The following is a 17,399-nucleotide window of genomic DNA, read 5'->3' on the forward strand; positions in this document are numbered from 1 at the left end:
GCCTGCCAGTGGTCGGACCCCAGCAGAACGAGGACACCATGAAAGCACTCGTTTACGAAGGCCCCGGACAGAAAGCCTGGAAGGATGTGCCGGATCCAACGATCCAGGATCCCCGCGACGTGATCGTCAAGATTGACACCACCACCATCTGCGGAACGGACCTGCACATCCTCAAGGGCGACGTCCCCGCTGTGACACCCGGCCGGATCCTCGGCCATGAAGGGGTCGGCACCGTCACCGAGACGGGGTCGGGCGTTACCAACTTCAAGGCAGGGGACAAGGTCATCCTTTCCTGTGTCTCTGCGGACGGCTCCTGCAGCTTCTGCAAGGACGGGCTGTACTCACACTGCACCGGTTCGGAGGGCCAGTCCGGAATCGGCTGGATCTTCGGGCACCTGATCGATGGAACCCAGGCGGAGTACGTGCGGGTTCCGTACGCGGACACCTCGATGTACATCCTTCCCGAGGGTGTCTCCGCCGAGCACGGTGTGCTGCTGAGCGACATTTTCCCCACCGGCTTCGAGATGGGCGTTCAGTACGGCCAGACCAAGCCCGGCGACGTCGTCGCAGTCATCGGTGCCGGGCCCGTTGGCCTTGCCGTGATTTCCACCGCCGGTCTGTACGGCGCGGCGAAGATCATCGCCGTTGACCTGGACCAGAACCGGGTGGACCAGGCCCGCCGCTTCGGAGCCACCCACGGGGTGAACTCCGGCGACTCGGACTGGAAAGAGCAGATCATGTCCCAGACAGACGGCTGGGGCGTGGATGTTGCGGTGGAGGCCGTGGGTATTCCGCGGACCTTTGAGATGTGCACCGAGATTGTCCGCCCCGGCGGCAACGTGGCGAATGTGGGTGTTCACGGCAAGCCGGTGAGCCTAGAACTGGACCGGCTGTGGATCGAGAACATCGACATCAGCATGGGCCTGGTCAACACGGACACTCTGTCCATGCTGCTGAAGCTCATGGCCGAGGGGAAGCTCCCGGCCGAGGAGTTCATCAGCCACCGGTATCCGCTCAACGACATGATGACCGCCTACGACACGTTCTCCCGTGCCGCGGAAACGGACGCCCTGAAGGTTGTCCTGAACGCCTAGGCGTTCGTTTTGGAGCGGGTCGCCCGCCCGAACATACTGGAAGTGCGGTGCGCAGCAGCGCGCCGCACTTCCAGTATCAAGGGGGTATGCAAATGTCCGAAGATGCGTCCCGCACCATGATCGCCGGCCGGCTTAATGTCGAAACCGGCACCTTCGCGCTCAGGGAAGTCCCGGTTCCGGATCCCGGTCCGGGATTCGTCCGGGTAAAGGTGGAAGCCGCAGGCGTCTGCCTCTCGGACGTCCACCTGATTCAGGGCCTGCTGCGGCCCAAGTTCCTCAAGGGCGCCGAAGTGACCCTCGGCCACGAAGTCGCCGGAACCATCGATTTGCCCGGCCCCGGAGTGACCTCCCTGGCACCGGGGGACCGGGTGGTGGTGCAGGCAGGTTATGAGTACAACGGGGTGACCCTCACCATGGGCGTGGACTACGACGGCGGGTGGGCCGAGTACCTGGTGGTGCCCGCCGGTGTGTGTGTTCCGCTGGGAAACGACATTCCGTTTGACCAGGCCTCCATCATTCCCGACGCCGTTTCCACGCCCTGGGCGGCCATTGCCTCCACCGCGGAGGTTCGGGCCGGGGAAGCGGTGGGTGTCTGGGGGATCGGAGGGCTGGGAGCCCACGGCGTCCAGCTCCTCCGGATGGTGGGCGCGGCTCCCATCATTGCCGTCGACCCGATCCCTGAAGCACGTGCCCGCGCCCTGGAGCTCGGGGCAGACCTGGCCCTGGATCCGCAGGCCGGGGACTTCGCCGAGGCAGTGGCATCGGCAACCGGCGGCCGGGGACTCGACGCGGCCCTGGACTTCGCCGGCGTCGATGCCGTGCGCAGCCAGGCGCTGGCAAGCCTTGGGGTCCGTGGCCGCCTGGTGCTGGTGGGCCTCAGCGGCAAGCCCGTGACCATCGGGGACAGTACCGGGTTCTCCTATGCGCGGAAGCAGGTCCTTGGCCACTACGGTTCGGAAGCGCATCATGTTCCGCAGCTGGTCTCGCTGACGCGCCTGGGACGCCTGGACTTCGCCCGGTCAATTAGCGCACGCCTTCCGCTCAGTGATGCGGAAAAGGCCGTGAAGCTCCTGGATGCGAAAGAAGGAAACCCAATCCGGATCGTGCTCGTTCCATAGGAACTCCAATCGCTGAAGCCCTCCGCAGCTGTTTTGATGAAGCATTTGTGACGCCCGGATGTTTCGGTCTGAACGTGATGTTGTCCGTGAGGCAATTTTTGTTGTTTAGTTGTGCCACTCGCTGGTAGGCCATCCGACACCTGCTCCCGCAGCCCTCCCCGGTGCCGGAACCCTCCACCTGAACGAATCCGAGGCATGATGAGCGCAGCAGCACCCCCGGTCACCCGCGTCGAACACCACGGCATTGAGCCGATCCCCGCCGCGGAAAGGACTTCCCGCCCGCTCGACCTGTTCCGGCTGACGTTCGGTGGAGCAAACACCTTCGCCACCGTGGTGCTGGGGTCGTTTCCCATCATTTTCGGACTCTCCTTCCGCGACGCCGTGCTGGCCACGGTCCTGGGGGTGGTTGCCGGTGCGCTGGTCCTGGCGCCCATGGCCGTTTTCGGTCCGACCAACGGCACCAACAACGCCGTCTCATCCTCTGCCCACCTGGGCGTTCATGGCCGGATCGTGGGGTCCTTCCTCTCCCTGCTGACGGCCTTCGCGTTCTTTTCCATCTCGGTGTGGAGCTCAGGGGATGCGCTGGTGGGAGGCGCCAACCGCCTGGTGGGCCTGCCCAACAACGTCTTCACCCTCAGCATCGCCTACGCGGTCTTCGCCGTCCTGATCCTGACTGTCTGCATCTACGGCTACCGCTTTATGCTCTGGGTCAACAAGATTGCGGTGGTCGCTGCCTCAGCCCTCTTCCTGCTCGGCATCTTTGCCTTCGCCGGAGCGTTCGACCCGTCCTACCCGGGCATCTTCGGCCCCGGCGCCGACGCGGGGACGGCCGCCCTGTTCTGGCCCTCCTTCATCGGCGCGGCCCTGATCGCCATGTCCAACCCGGTTTCCTTCGGCGCATTCCTGGGCGACTGGTCCCGTTACGTCCCCGCAGAGACCCCCAAGATCAAGGTGATGGCTGCCGCGTTCCTGGCCCAAATCGGAACCATAATCCCGTTCCTCTTTGGGCTGGTCACTGCCACGGTTGTGGCAATCCAGGCACCTGCGTTCCTTGAAAGCTCCGACTACGTGGGCGGGCTGCTCGAAATCTCCCCGGCCTGGTATTTCCTTCCGGTCTGCCTGATCGCACTGATCGGCGGCATGTCCACCGGCACCACCGCGCTCTACGGCACCGGCCTGGACTTCTCATCGGTCTTCCCGCGCTTCTCCCGGGTCCAGGCCACCGTATTCATTGGCACGCTCGCGATCATCTTCATCTTCGTGGGGCGGTTCGCGTTCAACATTGTCCAGAGCATCTCGACCTTCGCGGTGCTGATCGTCACGTGCACGGCGCCGTGGATGATCATCATGATCACCGGCTACATCACCCGCCGAGGCTGGTACCACTCGGATTCACTGCAGGTATTCAACCGCCGGCAGGTCGGCGGCCGGTACTGGTTCAACAAGGGCTGGAACTGGCGCGCCATGGGTGTCTGGGGAGTCTCCGCCGTGACCGGACTGCTGTTCGTGAACCTGCCCGGGCAGTTCGTGGGCCCGCTGGGAAATCTCGCTGCGGGCGTGGACCTGAGCATTCCGGTCTCCATGGGCCTGGCAGCCGTGCTTTATCCGCTGGTGCTCACCCTGTTCCCGGAGCCTGCTGACGCGTATGGTCCGCAAGGGCCCAGGTTCGTCCGCGCCGGGGCGCCGAAGAACACTCCCATCACCGCAGAGGCCGGGGACCAGGGGGAACCGGCACCCGTGGCATAACAGTCCTGCACAGCCGGGGCTAACCGCCCGGTGTGGAGGCACTAGTCTTTCTTCGACTTGGAATCCTTGGACTCCTTGATGTCCTTCGCAGCCTTGACCGCCGCAGCAGCCGCGGTGGCCTTCACCGGCGTCGGCACCTTGACGACCTTGGTCTTGGTCTTTGTCTTGCTCTTGGTGTCCAGCACCAGGGCAGCCGCGATCCCCAGCATCCAGATATCCTTCGCGAACGGGACCCCCGCAGCGCTGGGGCGGATGCCGTCCTCCTCGGTGAAGTCCGGCGTCTTGAGGTACATCCGCATCATCCCGCCGGAGAACGCTCCAAGAACCAGCCCCGCCAGCCGGCTGGGAATGAAGGGCGTTAGCAGGGTGAGGCCGACGGTGATTTCGGCAGCGCAGAGCAGTTTGCCGAACCGTGCCGGCTCCAGGTCCATGACCTGCGGAAAGGCATTGCCGGCCAGATGCTGCAGCCCGGCCGCGGATTCCTCGTCCAGGCTGCGCTTGTTCAGGCCCGAGTTCAGGATGTAGGCGCCGGTGGTGAGCCGCAGCGGGATGTGGCTGAGTTTCATGGTGGTTCCTAACTCAAGTAGGCAGTTTCCACGCACGAGCCTACGGCGGCACCCCAGTGTGTGGAAGAGCCTGTGGCCCAAGCGGACCGAAGAATACGGAGGCGGCCCCGGACATGGGTTAACGGTCTATGGCCGGCAGTCGGACATTCGGTTCCCGGGATCAACATGCCGACGCAAAGTGCCCCCGGAGGCCTGATTTCTGCTTTTATTAAAGAGGTACTGGGCAACCCGTCATCGACACGAGAAGGTCACCAATGGATTACCTCCCGGCCGAGCACCCCCGGCCGCGACATTTCATCCTTCATCTGAGCGACACCCACCTCCTGGCCGGACCGGATCCGCTGTACGGAGCGGTGGACAGCCGGGCCAAGCTGATATCTCTCTTCGAACGCCTGGCAGAGGCAGAGCGCAAACCCGAAGCTATCGTCTTCACCGGCGACCTGACGGACAAAGGCGAGCCGGAGGCCTATGACGAACTCCGCTCGATCGTTGAGCCGGCGGCGGAGCAGATGGGCGCCAAGGTCATCTGGGTCATGGGCAACCATGACAAGCGGCAGCACTTCAAGGAACGTCTGCTGGACGAGGCCCCGGACATGGCGCCGATGGACCGCGTGTACGAGGTCAATGGCCTGCGCATAGTGACCCTGGATTCAACCGTGCCGGGATACCACCACGGTGAACTCAGCGATTCCCAGCTTTCCTGGCTGCGTTCAGTGCTGCGGACACCGGCTCCGGAGGGCACCATCCTGGCGCTGCACCATCCGCCGGTTCCCAGCGTCCAGGATCTGACAGTCCTGGTGGAACTCCGCCATCAGCGCGATCTTGCCGCAGCCCTGGAAGGATCCGATGTCCGGGCAGTTATTGCCGGACACCTGCACTATTCGACCTTCACGACGTTCGCGGGCATTCCGGTATCAGTGGCCTCGGCCACCTGTTACACCCAGGACCTGGCTACTCCCGGAACCCGGGGCCAGGACGCAGCGCAGGGCTTCAACATGATCCACGTCTACGAGGACTCGGTAGTCCACTCCGTCGTGCCGCTGGAAGAGAGCGAAACAGTCGGCGAACGCGTCGATGAAGCTGAGACCCGCCGCCGGCTGGAAGCCGCAGGGCGGCGGATCCTGGACGCCCGGACGCTCAGCAACGTGTAGCCACGCCATCGAGATAGCAGACTGCCCGTTCCAGCCCTCAAATGAGCAGTTTCTGCCGTCTCGTTTAGAGTTCGTCGGGATCCGGTTCCGGGCCGAGGTTGAAGAACCGGCCGGTGATCGATTCAGGAGTGAGCTCGACGTAGCGGTACTTCGGTGTACGCACCCATGGCTTCAGCGGGAACTGCTCAGCCTCTTCGATCTCTGCGCTGCGGTCCAGTTCCCGGCAGGTGCCCTTGATGATGACGGACCAGGCTTCGTCGCTCAGAATGCCGTCGGTTTCAAACGCCACGTGGGAATTGATCGTCAGGCCGGCCAGTTTGGTGCCGGGGGCCGTCCGGAACAGGACCACGCCGTCGTGCGCGTAGTAGTTGATGGGGAAAATGTCGGGCTGGTTGCCCACGCTGACTGCGATTCGCCCGTGGTAGGTCTTTTCGACGTACTTCCAGGCTTCTTCTGCCGTGAGCTCAACAACCGGAGGCCGTTCTTCAGTAGTCATGCCTCCAGTCTGCCAACCCGGGCCCCGTGCCGCCAGCCACCTGTTCCGGCAGCGGCCTGGCTTGCCCAACCTGCGCCGCTACCATGGAAACGGTAAGCTTGCTGACCTAATCGGCACGACCTCGACTGAGAGAGAGCATGATGACGGGCGACAAGAAGTATTCGCCCCAGGAAAGCCTGACCACCCGGCAGGGCCATCCTGTCTCGGACAACCAGAACACCCGTACGGTGGGTTCGCGCGGACCGGCAACCCTGGAGAATTACCAGTTCCTGGAGAAAATCAGCCACTTCGACCGTGAACGGATTCCGGAGCGCGTGGTCCACGCCCGCGGGTTCGTGGCCTACGGCGAGTTCGAGGCAACGGGCAAGTGGGGTGATGAACCCATTTCCAAATACACCCGTGCCAGGCTTTTCTCGGAGCCGGGCAAGAAGACGGACGTCGCCATCCGGTTCTCCACGGTGATCGGCGGCCGGGATTCGTCCGAAGCTGCCCGGGATCCGCGCGGCTTCGCGGTGAAGTTCTACACCGAAGACGGCAACTGGGACATGGTGGGCAACAACCTGGGCGTCTTCTTCATCCGTGACGCGATCAAGTTCCCGGACGTCATCCATTCCCTGAAGCCGGACCCCGTGACCTTCCGCCAGGAACCGGCCCGGATCTTCGACTTCATGTCACAGACCCCTGAGTCGATGCACATGCTGGTGAACCTCTTCAGCCCGCGCGGCATCCCGGCGGATTACCGGCACATGCAGGGCTTCGGCGTGAACACCTACCGCTGGGTCAACGCCGATGGGGAGTCAAAGCTGGTGAAGTACCACTGGCAGCCCCGGCAGGGCGTGAAGTCCCTGACCGAAGAGGACGCCGCGAACATCCAGGCGGGCGACCTGGGACACGCCTCCAAGGACCTCTACGAGGCCATTGAGCGGGGCGACTATCCGCAGTGGGACCTGTACGTGCAGATGATGGATGACAACGATCATCCGGAACTGGACTTCGATCCGCTCGATGACACCAAGACCTGGCCCGAAGAGGTCTTTGTGCCGCAGCTCGTGGGCATCATGACGCTGAACCGGAACGTTTCCGACCACCACAACGAGAACGAACAGATCTCCTTCGGCACCGGTGTGCTGGTGGACGGCCTGGAGTTCTCCGATGACAAGATGCTGGTCGGACGCACCTTCAGCTACTCGGACACCCAGCGCTACCGGGTGGGCCCGAACTATCTGCAGCTGCCGGTCAACTCTCCGAAGAACGCGAAGGTTGCCACCAACCAGCGCGGCGGGCAGATGTCCTACGGAACGGACCTGGCACCGGGGCAGAACCCGCACGTGAACTATGAGCCGAGCATTACCGGCGGCGTCCAGGAGGCCCCAAAGCAGGGTCCGTCCGCGGTCGGTCCCGAGCTGGAAGGCCGCCTGACCCGGGCCCGGATCGAGCGGACCAATGACTACCTGCAGGCCGGGCAGCGTTACCAGTTGATGGAACAGTGGGAGAAGGACGATCTGGTCAAGAACTTCGTCGACAACATCTCCCAGGCAGCCCGCCCGGTACAGGAACGGATGCTCTGGCACTTCTACATGTGCGACGACGAACTCGGCGCCCGCGTGGGCGAGGGCCTGGGCATCGGGCTGGCCGAGATCAAGGATCTTGGTCCGCTGCCCACCCAGACCCTGACCGAGGAGGAGCAGGAGCGGGTGAAGAACCTGGGCAGCAACGGCCCGCGGAACGTTGAGGGCCTGACCATGACCCATTGCGTGCCCAACGAGCATGTGGTGGTAACCCGCTAATACTTCGCGTCACGCGCAAACGGCGGCCGGTCCAGCCGGCCGCCGTTTGCTGCGTTAATGCCCCGGCTAGGCCGGAGTCACGTACGCGCCTGAGATGCCGCCGTCCACCATAAAGGTTGACGCCGTGATGAAGGACGAATCGTCACTGGCCAGGAACGCGACCGCACCGGCCAGTTCCTCCGGCTCGGCGAACCGTCCCAGGGGAATGTGCACCAGCCGGCGGGCCGCCCGCTCCGGGTCCTTGGCAAAGAGTTCCTGCAGCAGCGGCGTGTTTACCGGTCCGGGGCACAGTGCGTTTACCCGCACCCCCTGGCGGGCGAATTCGACGCCGAGTTCCCGGCTCATCGCCAGCACCCCGCCCTTGGAAGCGCTGTAGGAAATCTGCGAGGTGGCCGCTCCCATCACCGCCACGAAGGAGGCGGTATTGATGATGGATCCCTTGCCGGCCGCGAGCATGTGCGGCAGCGCGTACTTGCAGCAGTAGTAGACCGACGTCAGGTTTACTTCCTGAACCCGCCGCCAGGCCTCGATTCCCGTCTCCAGGATGGAGGCGTCCTCCGGCGGCGAGATCCCGGCGTTGTTGAACGCAATGTCCACCCGGCCGTAGGTTTCCTGCGTCGCCTCGTAGAGCCGCCGCACTTCTTCTTCGTTCGTGACGTCCACGGGCACGAACAGTCCGCCCACTTCATGGGCGGCAGCCTTCCCGGCCACCGGATCCACGTCCCCGACGACGACGTGCGCGCCTTCCACTGCCAGCCGGCGGGCCGTGGCGAGGCCGATGCCGCTGCCGCCGCCGGTGATGACGGCGCTGCGGCCTTCCAGCCTGCGCAGTGCTGGTGCGGGGTGTTCCGGTGAGACCTGTTCTGACATGGTGTTTCCCTTCGTGGGACCGTTACCGGCCGGTGGCAATGAAGACGTTCTTGGTCTCCGTGAACGCGTCCAGGGCGTCCGGGCCCAGTTCCCGGCCGAGCCCCGAGTGCTTGAAACCGCCAAACGGGGTCCAGTAGCGGACGGATGAGTGAGAGTTCACGGAGAGGTTTCCGGCTTCGACGCCGCGTGAGGTGCGCAGGGCACGTCCCAGGTCCCGGGTCCAGATTGAGCCGGAGAGCCCGTAGGCCGAGTCGTTGGCGATCCGGACGGCGTCCTCCTCATCAGTGAACGGAACAACGGCCAGGACCGGACCGAAGATCTCCTCGCGCAGCGACGGACTGCCGGGGGCCGGGGCCAGGACAGTCGGCGGAAACCAGAAGCCGGGACCGTCCGGCGCCCGGCCCTGGATCACGACGTCGTCTGCCGCCACATATCCGGCCACCCGCTCGCGCTGTGCGGAAGAAATCAGCGGACCCATGGCTGAGTCCGGCTGCCGGGGGTCGGCTACCCTCAGCCCGGTGACGTGGGGCTCGAGAAGTTCCAGGAATCGTTCGTACACGCCGGCCTGCACCAGGACCCGGGACCGGGCGCAGCAGTCCTGGCCGGCGTTGTCGAAGGCGCCGCCCGGCACTGCGGCGGCGGCCTGTTCCAGGTCGGCGTCGTCGAAGATGATGTTGGCGCTCTTGCCGCCCAGCTCCAGGGTCACCCGCTTCAGCTGGGCAGAGCAGCCGGCCATGATCTGCTTGCCCACTTCGGTGGATCCGGTGAACACGACTTTGCGGACAGCCGGATGGGTGACAAAGCGCTCGCCGATTACCGATCCCTTGCCGGGCAGCACCTGGAACACGCCCTCGGGGATGCCCGCCTCCAGCGCGAGTTCCGCGAGCCGCAGTGCGGTCAGCGGCGTCAGCTCAGCCGGTTTGAGGACCACGGTGTTTCCAGCAGCCAGTGCCGGTGCGAAGCCCCACCCGGCGATGGGCATGGGGAAGTTCCACGGGACGATCACGCCCACCACACCCAGGGGCTCGTGGAACGTGACGTCGATGCCGCCGTCCACCGGAATCTGTGCCCCGGTATGCCGTTCCGGAGCGCCGGCGTAGTAGTTCAGCACGTCCCGGACGTTGCCCGCTTCCCACCGTGCGTTCCCCAGGGTGTGCCCGGCATTCGCCACTTCAAGCGCCGCGAGGTTCTCCAGGTCCGCGTCCACGGCGGCTGCGAAGCGGCGCAGCAGGCGGGCACGGTCCGAGGGGCCGGTGGTCCGCCAGGTTTCAAAGGCACGCGCGGCCGCAGCGATCGCCGCATCGGCAGCCTCCAGGTCCAGCGGGGCCACGGTGGTGATGATCTCCTCCGTGGCCGGGTTCAGGATGGGCGTGCTCACCGGCGGGCTCCTTGCCTTGACGTGTGCGGGACAGTATCGCCGCGGCCTCCTCTGTGGCCGGGTCCGTGGCCTTCGTTGCCGCCTGCACCGGCGTGCCGCGCGGCCGCAGCGACGAGTCCGCGAAACAGCCGCAGGTCTTCGGGATTCTGCTCGGGATGGAACTGCACTCCCAGCACCCAGCTGCCGCCGTCGGGCAGTTCCACCGCTTCGATGGTGCCTTCCGGCGCCACCGCCGTGACCACCAGACCATGCCCCAGTTCGGCGATTCCCTGGTGGTGGTAGCAGGGAGCGCTGGCCTGCGGACCGAGCAGGGACGCGATGAGGCTGCCCGGGGTGGTCGTGAACCCGACTTCGCCAAAAACACCGGGGGACGGCTGGTAGTTCGCTTCCGGGCGGACGTCGGGCAGGTGCTGGATCAGTGTGCCGCCCAGCGCTACGTTCAGGACCTGCGCTCCCCGGCAGACCGCCAGCAGCGGCAGGCCCCGGTCCAGGGCTGCCCTGGTCAGGGCCAGATCATGGGCATCGCGCTGCGGCTGGCTGACGGTCAGCCGGTGCCGCTCGTGCCCGTACTCGGCCGGGTCCACGTCGGTGCCGCCGGCGGTGATTAGCCCGTCCAGCCGGTCCAGTACGCGCACGTCCGTTGCCACCGGAGGCAGCAGCACCGGGACGCCGCCCGCTGCTGCGACCGCCTCCACATAGGTTCCCGGAATCAGCGCTGCTGGACCTCTCCAGACGCCCCAGGCCGCTTCCTGGTAGTAGGTGGTGATTCCGATCAGCGGCCGCGCTCCGTCGTCGGTCGTGGGATCCTCAGAGCCGCTCAAAACCACGCTTGCGCTCCCAGTCGGTGACGGCGGATTCGAAGGCGGCCAGCTCGACGTCGGCCGCGTGCACGTAGTGGGCGACGACGTCGTCGCCGAAGGCCTTGCGGGCCATCTCACTGCGGGCCAGCAGATCACGGGCGGCGCGCAGCGTCGTCGGCAGCCGGTCGGCTCCGGTGGTGTAGGCGTTGCCGGCGGTGACCGGTTCCAGCGGAAGCCGGTTTTCAAGGCCGTGGATGGCTGCTGCCACTAGCGCTGCCGCTGCCAGATAGGGGTTCAGGTCCCCGCCGCCCACCCGGTTTTCGCTGCGCATTCCGGAACCGTGGCCCACCACTCGGAGCGCGCAGCTGCGGTTGTCCAGGCCCCATGCGATGGCGGTGGGCGCGAAGCTGCCTTCCACGAACCGCTTGTAGGAGTTCACGTTCGGCGCCAGGAAGTAGGTCAGTTCCTTCAGTGCTGCCAGCTGTCCGGCGAGGAAGTGTTCCATGACGGGACTGAAGCCGTGCTCGCCGTCGCCGGGAAACACCGGTTCGCCGTCGAGGTCCCGGAGGCTGAAGTGGATGTGGCAGGAATTGCCTTCGCGTTCGTTGAATTTTGCCATAAAGGTGACGCTCTTGCCCTGCTGGTCTGCGATTTCCTTGGCACCGGTCTTGTAGAACGCGTGGTTGTCGCAGGTGCGCATGGCTTCGTCGAAGCGGAAGGTGACTTCCTGCTGCCCGTAGTTGCATTCGCCCTTGGAGGATTCAACCACCATGCCGGCGCCTTCCATGCCGGTGCGGATGGCGCGCAGCACCGGTTCCAGCCGGGAAGTGGCCAGCAGCGAATAGTCCACGTTGTACCGGCTGGCGGCCTGCATGCCGGTGTACTCGCGGTCCCATGCGGAGGAGTAGCTGTCATCGAAGAGGATGAACTCCAGTTCGGTGCCGATGTAGGCCCGGTAGCCAAGTTCCTCCAGCCGGTCCAGTTGGCGGCGCAGGATCTGCCGCGGCGACGGGGCCAGGGGAGTGCCGTCGGTGTGCAGCACGTCGCACTGGACAATGGCGGTTCCGGGCAGCCAGGGCACCAGGCGCAGCGTTTCCATGTCGGGGCGCATCACCAGGTCTCCATAGCCGTTCTCCCACGAGGAGGATTCGTAGCCGTCGATGGTGTTCATGTCCACATCCACGGCGAGCAGGTAGTTGCAGCCCTCGGCTCCGTGCGGGTAGACGTCTTCCAGGAAGGACTTCGCACCGCAGCGTTTGCCCTGCAGCCTGCCCAGATGGTCGGTGATGGCGACGATCACGGTGTCGATGGTGCCCGCTTCGGTGCGTTCGCGCAGTTCTTCGATGTCCAGCCCGTTGGGCGGTAGTTTCTGCTCCTGCTGCTTCATGCTCTGTCCACTTCCCACGTTGTTTCCTAACGGATTTCCGATTCGGCCTCGGTGATCTGGGCGAATTCCTCCTCCGGGGCACTGGCGACCAGATGATGGCGGCTATAGAACCAGAAGTAGGCCAGTGCGGCTACGAAAATGCCCGCGGTAATCGACGCTGCCAGCACATCCACCACGAAGGTCGCCACCACGGCCACTACCGCCAGGAACAGCGCGACGCCGGTGGTGACCACTCCGCCCGGGGTGCGGTAGCCGCGGGGCAGGTCGGGTTCACGCCGGCGGAGCACAATGTGGGAGAGGTTCAGCAGCACGTAGGACACCGTTGCGCCGAAGACAGCGATATTGATCAGCAGACCGCCGTCACCGGTAAGCGCAGCGAGCAGGAAGCCGATGGTGCCCGGGACGATCAGCGCCATGTACGGGGTGCGCCAGCGGGTGGTCAGGGACATCCAGCGCGGCAGGTAGCCGGCACGGGAGAGCGCGAAAAGCTGCCGGGAGTAGGCGTACATGATGGAGAAGAAGCTGGCCACCAAACCTGCCAGCCCTGCGTAGTTCACGAAGTCGGCCAGGAAGGTGTTGCCTCCGTAGGCGATGCGCAGGGCTTCAGGAAGCGGATTATCCGAGGTGCTCATGGCCTCGGCTCCTGCCGCTCCCGGAACCAGCACCAGCATGAGTGCGCCGAAGACCAGAAGGATTGCCATGGCTGCGATGATGCCGCGGGGCATGTTCCGCTTGGGGTCTTCAGTCTCCTCGGCGGCCAGCGGGACGCCCTCCACGGCGAGGAAGAACCAGATGCCGTAGACCAGTGCGGCCAGGGCACCGGCAATACCCATGGGGAGGAAGGAACTCGCGCCTGCGGCGTCGGAGGGGACAATGTCGAACAGATTGGCGGCGTCGAACTTGGGTACAAGGCCCACCACGGTGGCGACCAGCGCCAGGACGGCGATGGCGGTGATGACGAACATCAGCTTGAGTGCTTCGCCCACGCCGCGCAGATGGATGCCGATGAAGATCGCGTAGGTGACAAGGTAGACCGGCCAGGAGTTGGTGAGACCAAACAGGCCCAGCGCTTCTATGTACCCGCCGATGAAGGTGGCGATGGCAGCCGGGGCCACGGCGTATTCGATCAGCACGGCCATGCCCGTGGCGAAGCCGCCCAGCGGTCCCAGCGCCCGCCGCGCGAAGCCGTAGCCTGCCCCGGCGGTTGGCAGTGTGGAGGAGAGCTCTGCCAGCCCGAAGACCATGCACGTGTACATGATGCCCATCAGGACGAAGGCGATGAGCAGTCCGCCCCAGCCTCCCTGTGCCAGGCCGAGGTTCCAGCCGGAGAAGTCTCCGGAAATCACGTAGGCGACGCCCAGGCCTGCCAGCAGGATCCAGCCTGCCGCGCCGCGCTTGAGCTGCCGCTGGCTCATGTAGTTAGCGCCGACTTTCGTGTAGTCGACCCGGGATTTTGCCATGCCGGTTCCTCGGTTTTCCTCGTGCGTTGGAATTGGACGGTGCAGGAACAATCCACGTGGAGCAAAAGCTGGTGTAGCCAGACGCAGGCGCACTTGGCGCAATGGACTGATTTCAGTCCATGAAGGTTGGTGAAGAGTCTGGCGCTGGATATGGGGGCACGTCAAGAGCTGCAGCAGGTTTTTTATTGGCCTGATTTGAGGGCTTTGGCCTTAGACTTCCCGCATGGATATGCCGCAGTTCGACGCCGGGGCGCTGCCCATGCGGCCGGTGCGCCGCGGCAACGCGTTCGAAGAAACCGTGGAGCGGGTCCTGGAGAACCTCAAGCTCGGGATCTACGGCGCCGGGACCAGGCTTCCCCCCGAGCGCGAGCTGGCAGCCCAGCTGGGTGTCTCCCGGGCCACTCTGCGCGAGGCGCTCGCAGATCTGCAGGCTGCGGGATATCTGGTGTCACGGCGCGGACGGTACGGCGGAACCTTCGCCGCCGAGGTTCTTCCGGAGCGGCCGGTGCCTGCGAATCAGGGGGATGCGGGGGATTTGGAGGACGTACTGCTGTTCCGCAGGGTGGTGGAGTCTGCTGCTGCACGGCTCGCGGCTGAGGCCACGCTGACGCCCGCAGCCCGTGGGCATCTGCTGGCCGCGCTGGAGGAAGTGGACCACGCTGCCACCGATACGTTCCGTCCCAAGGATGCCCGGTTCCACATTGCTGTTGCGGAGCTGTCGGGGTCTTCCCGGCTGGTAGCTGCCGTTGCCGAGGTGCGTGCCCAGGCCAGTGACCTGCTGGACCGGATCCCGCTGCTGCAGGCCAACCTGGACCATTCCCAGGCACAGCACCGGGAACTGGTTGATGCCGTGCTGCGCGGGGATGCGGATGCCGCCGAGGCTGCGGCCGTCGCCCATCTGGAAGGCACCGAGCGGCTGCTGCGGGGCTTTTTGGGGTAGCGCCCAACGCACGACGGCGGCACCCGGGTCTTCGAGCCAAACCCTGGTGCCGCCGTCGTACTTTATTGCCTGTTAGTTCTCCCAGGGCGCCTTGATCGGGAAGTACTTCTCCAGGAAGTCAGTGACCCGGTCGGTGCGTTCTTCGGTGGAGACTTCGGGGAAGGACCCGTCGTTGAGGCAGAAGAGGTCCTTGTTCCGCTTGGCCAGCAGCCGGTCCATCGATTTCAGGCCCCGGTAGGACGTGGTGTCCACGTACTTCACCTTGGCGGTTTCCTGCGTCACGGCGCGTCCCGTGAGCAGCGCGTAGTAGTGGTAGAGCGAGTTCGTGACGGAGATGTTGTCCTTGGCACGGAACTTGCTGGCTGCCGTGGCGGCGAACTCGTCGGGGAACACTGCTTCCATTTCCACCAGGACACTCTTACGCAGGGGTGCTGCGGTGTGTTCGAGGTGGCGGGTGGTGATCCGGCCGAAGCGCTCCCATAGCAGCCTGCGGTTTACCCGTGCTGCGTTTTCGAAGCCGCTGCGTTCGGGATCGTTGGCGCCGAGGCCGATGCGAGTGCTGGCCTCGATGAACTTGGTGATTCCGCCGGGAGAGAAGAACAGGTCAGGTCCTACCGGGCGGCCGAAGAACATGTCGTCGTTGGAGTACAGGAAGTGTTCGGACAGCCCGGGAATGTGCTGGAGCTGGGACTCGACTGCCTGTGAATTGAAGGTGGGCAGTACGGACGGGTCGCGGAAATGCTCGGTTGCCGGTACGAACGTGACGGAGGGGTGGTCTGCCAGCCAGTCAGGGCGGGGGGAGTCCGAGGCGATGAAGATGCGGCGGATCCACGGCGCGAACATGTAGACCGAGCGCAGGGCGTACTTCAGTTCGTTGATCTGGCGGTAGCGGGCTTCATGGTCGTCGCCTTCGCCGACCACTGCGTCCTGCATCAGCGCAGCGCGCCGGGCCCGGTATTCGGGGGAACTTCCGTCCACCCAGGAGAAGACCAGATCGACGTCGAACCTGATGTCCGTGGCGTGGTCGGCGAACATGTTCTCGATGGTCGGCCAGACCAGGCCGTGCTTGTCTACGCTTCCGCGCACCACTTCGGAGGCCGGCAGGGTGCGCCGGGTCAGGGAGTTTTCTACCGGGAGGGTGATTTCCTTTTCGCCGAGTTCCCAGAGCTCCACCTGGACACCTGCGGACGGGCCGAAGACGAGGTTGGTTCCGCTGGTGCCGCGCGGGCGGAACAGCCGGATGATGCGTGTTTTCCCGTGCGGTGACAGCTCGCCGTCGGCCACCAGCACGGTCCGGGACTTTTCGGTGTCCACGCTGCGTGAGTAGAACGGTTCGTCCCTGCAGGCTTCCACGAGGGCGCGGCGCAGGTCGTCCCGCAGGCGCAGGTCGATTGCGATCACCGGCCGCTGGTCGTTGCCGCGGACCAGGAGGTAGTCGATTCCTGCGTCGTCCAGGACCCGGCGGATGAACAGCAGGTCCTCCACCATGGCCTGGTGCGGTGTCAGGCCCGTGTCCATGAGGGTCAGCCGGCCCTTGATCTTGCGAACGTTGGGTCTGTGTTCAACGCGTTCAATGACGGCCAGGGATGCTGTCTGGAGGTCTTCGGCCTCTGTGCCTTCTTCCGGTGTGCCGAAGTAGACGTCGTGCTCTGCGGTGATGTCGGTAATTGGAGCCTCCGAGGGGTCGGGCCATTTAGGCGCGGAAAAAGGGGAAGCGTGCGACGCTGCACGGTAGCTGGACCGTTGGTGTTTCCGGGCCGGTTTGGGGCCGTGCCGGAGCTTGGAAACCGCGGGGTGCTATGGGCGGCGCTGGCGGGGCTGCGTAGCATTGATGCTTAGCACGCGGAAACCTCCGGGAGCCGATGTGAGATACCGTAACACCCTGTTCGCAGGCGCTGTAATGGCGGCCTTGGCTGTTCAGTCCTGTGCTGTTCCCCAGCCGTCGGATCCGGCCTGGTCTGTCCAGAAAATTGACTCGGCTTCCCTTGAGTTTGAATACCCTCCTGACTGGTCAGTTCGTGAAGTTGCTGCGTTGGCGAATGATCCTGCCGGCGGCGTTTCCTACCATGTTTACGACGCCGACGGCGATTTGATGGCCTGGCTCGACACCGGAATTATTACCGATCAGGTATGTATGGGCATGCAGGAGCCTGTCACGTATACGGAGTACGATTCCCAGCCGATGCCGGAGCTGAAGTCAGCCCAGGGCACTTCCCAGCGTTTTGTGTACCACTCTGTTGCTCCGTCAGCTGGTGAAGCCATGGTTACCTATGCGGTTGTCAGTGCTCCGCCTCCGACTGCTGAGCAGGCTTCATGTGGTTTGTTTGATTTCTTCACGCTGACTGAGTCCAGCGGTGGCCGGTTTTCCGGTGTGGTCCCTCCTGATGCGGGTTCGGGTGTTTCGGCCCATTTGGAGAAGGCTGCGGCGTATGCCGGTTCTGATGAGTTCCGTGATGTGAAAAGGATGCTGGTGTCCCTGCGCAGTTCCGATTGAGTTTTTTGGGCTTCTTGCCCTTTTGCTGTGGCGTGCTGTGGATAAGTCCGTATGCTTTGCGGCAGTTTGGGTAGCATCTACCGCACGCTGCCTTGCCTACCACGGGGGTTTT

The 17,399-nt window shown here is 64.6% G+C and carries 15 protein-coding genes; 7 read left to right on the forward strand and 8 right to left on the reverse strand.

All coding sequences use genetic code 11. The features are described 5' to 3' along the window. The first annotated feature begins 38 nt into the window (after positions 1-38). The 3 genes from NGB94_RS09560 to NGB94_RS09570 all read left to right on the forward strand — a co-directional run bounded on the left by NGB94_RS09560 (position 39) and on the right by NGB94_RS09570 (position 3,958). On the forward strand, positions 39-1,094 hold the full coding sequence (locus NGB94_RS09560) for a zinc-dependent alcohol dehydrogenase family protein (protein ID WP_325790391.1): 1,056 nt from the start codon (positions 39-41) through the stop codon (positions 1,092-1,094). Between the two features lie 92 nt (positions 1,095-1,186). Further along, on the forward strand, positions 1,187-2,212 hold the full coding sequence (locus NGB94_RS09565; RefSeq protein WP_325790392.1) for a zinc-binding dehydrogenase: 1,026 nt from the start codon (positions 1,187-1,189) through the stop codon (positions 2,210-2,212). A gap of 195 nt (positions 2,213-2,407) precedes the next feature. Continuing rightward, a complete protein-coding gene (locus NGB94_RS09570) occupies positions 2,408-3,958 on the forward strand; it encodes a purine-cytosine permease family protein (RefSeq protein WP_325790393.1) in 1,551 nt (516 codons plus the stop codon). A 41-nt stretch (positions 3,959-3,999) separates the two neighbouring features. On the opposite strand, the gene NGB94_RS09575 is transcribed toward NGB94_RS09570, so the two are convergent. After that, positions 4,000-4,524, reverse strand: a complete 525-nt coding sequence (locus NGB94_RS09575) for a hypothetical protein (protein ID WP_325790394.1) — start codon at positions 4,522-4,524, stop codon at positions 4,000-4,002. A gap of 254 nt (positions 4,525-4,778) precedes the next feature. Here NGB94_RS09575 and NGB94_RS09580 point away from each other — a divergent pair, with 254 nt between their 5' ends. Next, entirely contained in the window at positions 4,779-5,675 is an 897-nt protein-coding gene (locus tag NGB94_RS09580) for a phosphodiesterase (RefSeq protein WP_325790395.1), read from the forward strand. A 64-nt stretch (positions 5,676-5,739) separates the two neighbouring features. Here the strand turns inward: NGB94_RS09580 and NGB94_RS09585 are convergent, their stop codons facing one another. Continuing rightward, positions 5,740-6,171: a pyridoxamine 5'-phosphate oxidase family protein gene (locus NGB94_RS09585; protein WP_325790396.1), complete on the reverse strand. Its 432-nt coding sequence runs from the start codon at positions 6,169-6,171 to the stop codon at positions 5,740-5,742. A 140-nt stretch (positions 6,172-6,311) separates the two neighbouring features. Here NGB94_RS09585 and NGB94_RS09590 point away from each other — a divergent pair, with 140 nt between their 5' ends. Continuing rightward, the gene (locus tag NGB94_RS09590) at positions 6,312-7,958 is read left to right on the forward strand and encodes a catalase (RefSeq protein ID WP_325790397.1); all 1,647 of its coding nucleotides are present in this window, start codon (positions 6,312-6,314) and stop codon (positions 7,956-7,958) included. A gap of 66 nt (positions 7,959-8,024) precedes the next feature. Here NGB94_RS09590 and NGB94_RS09595 read toward each other — a convergent pair whose 3' ends face one another. Genes NGB94_RS09595 through eat form a run of 5 tightly spaced genes read right to left on the reverse strand, consistent with a single transcriptional unit; the run spans position 8,025 to position 13,853 of the window. Beyond that, positions 8,025-8,828, reverse strand: a complete 804-nt coding sequence (locus NGB94_RS09595; RefSeq protein WP_325790398.1) for a 3-oxoacyl-ACP reductase — start codon at positions 8,826-8,828, stop codon at positions 8,025-8,027. Between the two features lie 22 nt (positions 8,829-8,850). Beyond that, positions 8,851-10,206: an aldehyde dehydrogenase family protein gene (locus tag NGB94_RS09600; protein ID WP_325790399.1), complete on the reverse strand. Its 1,356-nt coding sequence runs from the start codon at positions 10,204-10,206 to the stop codon at positions 8,851-8,853. Next, a complete protein-coding gene (locus NGB94_RS09605; RefSeq protein WP_325790400.1) occupies positions 10,203-11,027 on the reverse strand; it encodes a gamma-glutamyl-gamma-aminobutyrate hydrolase family protein in 825 nt (274 codons plus the stop codon). Before NGB94_RS09605 ends, NGB94_RS09600 begins: the two co-directional genes overlap by 4 nt. Next, entirely contained in the window at positions 11,014-12,393 is a 1,380-nt protein-coding gene (locus NGB94_RS09610; RefSeq protein WP_325790401.1) for a glutamine synthetase family protein, read from the reverse strand. The genes NGB94_RS09605 and NGB94_RS09610 overlap by 14 nt, the downstream gene beginning before the upstream one ends. Before the next feature lie 26 nt (positions 12,394-12,419). Further along, positions 12,420-13,853 carry an ethanolamine permease gene (gene eat, locus NGB94_RS09615; protein WP_325790402.1) on the reverse strand — a complete coding sequence of 478 codons (1,434 nt, stop codon included), beginning with the start codon at positions 13,851-13,853 and terminating at the stop codon, positions 12,420-12,422. Positions 13,854-14,076: 223 nt separating this feature from the next. Between eat and NGB94_RS09620 the strand changes: the two genes are divergently transcribed. After that, the gene (locus NGB94_RS09620) at positions 14,077-14,793 is read left to right on the forward strand and encodes a FadR/GntR family transcriptional regulator (protein ID WP_325790403.1); all 717 of its coding nucleotides are present in this window, start codon (positions 14,077-14,079) and stop codon (positions 14,791-14,793) included. Between the two features lie 72 nt (positions 14,794-14,865). On the opposite strand, the gene NGB94_RS09625 is transcribed toward NGB94_RS09620, so the two are convergent. After that, entirely contained in the window at positions 14,866-16,452 is a 1,587-nt protein-coding gene (locus NGB94_RS09625; RefSeq protein ID WP_418910639.1) for a stealth family protein, read from the reverse strand. 241 nt (positions 16,453-16,693) lie between these two features. Between NGB94_RS09625 and NGB94_RS09630 the strand changes: the two genes are divergently transcribed. After that, positions 16,694-17,287 carry a hypothetical protein gene (locus NGB94_RS09630; protein WP_325790405.1) on the forward strand — a complete coding sequence of 198 codons (594 nt, stop codon included), beginning with the start codon at positions 16,694-16,696 and terminating at the stop codon, positions 17,285-17,287. The last annotated feature ends 112 nt before the right edge of the window (positions 17,288-17,399 follow it).

Source organism: Arthrobacter koreensis, assembly GCF_035792275.1.
GTDB lineage: Bacteria > Actinomycetota > Actinomycetes > Actinomycetales > Micrococcaceae > Arthrobacter_B > Arthrobacter_B koreensis_A.

What these genes read in the sequence shown, in the direction of transcription:
- NGB94_RS09560 (WP_325790391.1), top strand. Translation starts at nt 39, where the DNA reads ATGAAAGCACTCGTTTACGAAGGCCCCGGACAGAAAGCCTGGAAGGAT.
- NGB94_RS09565 (WP_325790392.1), top strand. Translation starts at nt 1,187, where the DNA reads ATGTCCGAAGATGCGTCCCGCACCATGATCGCCGGCCGGCTTAATGTC.
- NGB94_RS09570 (WP_325790393.1), top strand. Translation starts at nt 2,408, where the DNA reads ATGATGAGCGCAGCAGCACCCCCGGTCACCCGCGTCGAACACCACGGC.
- NGB94_RS09575 (WP_325790394.1), bottom strand. Translation starts at nt 4,524, where the DNA reads ATGAAACTCAGCCACATCCCGCTGCGGCTCACCACCGGCGCCTACATC.
- NGB94_RS09580 (WP_325790395.1), top strand. Translation starts at nt 4,779, where the DNA reads ATGGATTACCTCCCGGCCGAGCACCCCCGGCCGCGACATTTCATCCTT.
- NGB94_RS09585 (WP_325790396.1), bottom strand. Translation starts at nt 6,171, where the DNA reads ATGACTACTGAAGAACGGCCTCCGGTTGTTGAGCTCACGGCAGAAGAA.
- NGB94_RS09590 (WP_325790397.1), top strand. Translation starts at nt 6,312, where the DNA reads ATGACGGGCGACAAGAAGTATTCGCCCCAGGAAAGCCTGACCACCCGG.
- NGB94_RS09595 (WP_325790398.1), bottom strand. Translation starts at nt 8,828, where the DNA reads ATGTCAGAACAGGTCTCACCGGAACACCCCGCACCAGCACTGCGCAGG.
- NGB94_RS09610 (WP_325790401.1), bottom strand. Translation starts at nt 12,393, where the DNA reads ATGAAGCAGCAGGAGCAGAAACTACCGCCCAACGGGCTGGACATCGAA.
- eat (WP_325790402.1), bottom strand. Translation starts at nt 13,853, where the DNA reads ATGGCAAAATCCCGGGTCGACTACACGAAAGTCGGCGCTAACTACATG.
- NGB94_RS09620 (WP_325790403.1), top strand. Translation starts at nt 14,077, where the DNA reads ATGGATATGCCGCAGTTCGACGCCGGGGCGCTGCCCATGCGGCCGGTG.
- NGB94_RS09630 (WP_325790405.1), top strand. Translation starts at nt 16,694, where the DNA reads ATGGCGGCCTTGGCTGTTCAGTCCTGTGCTGTTCCCCAGCCGTCGGAT.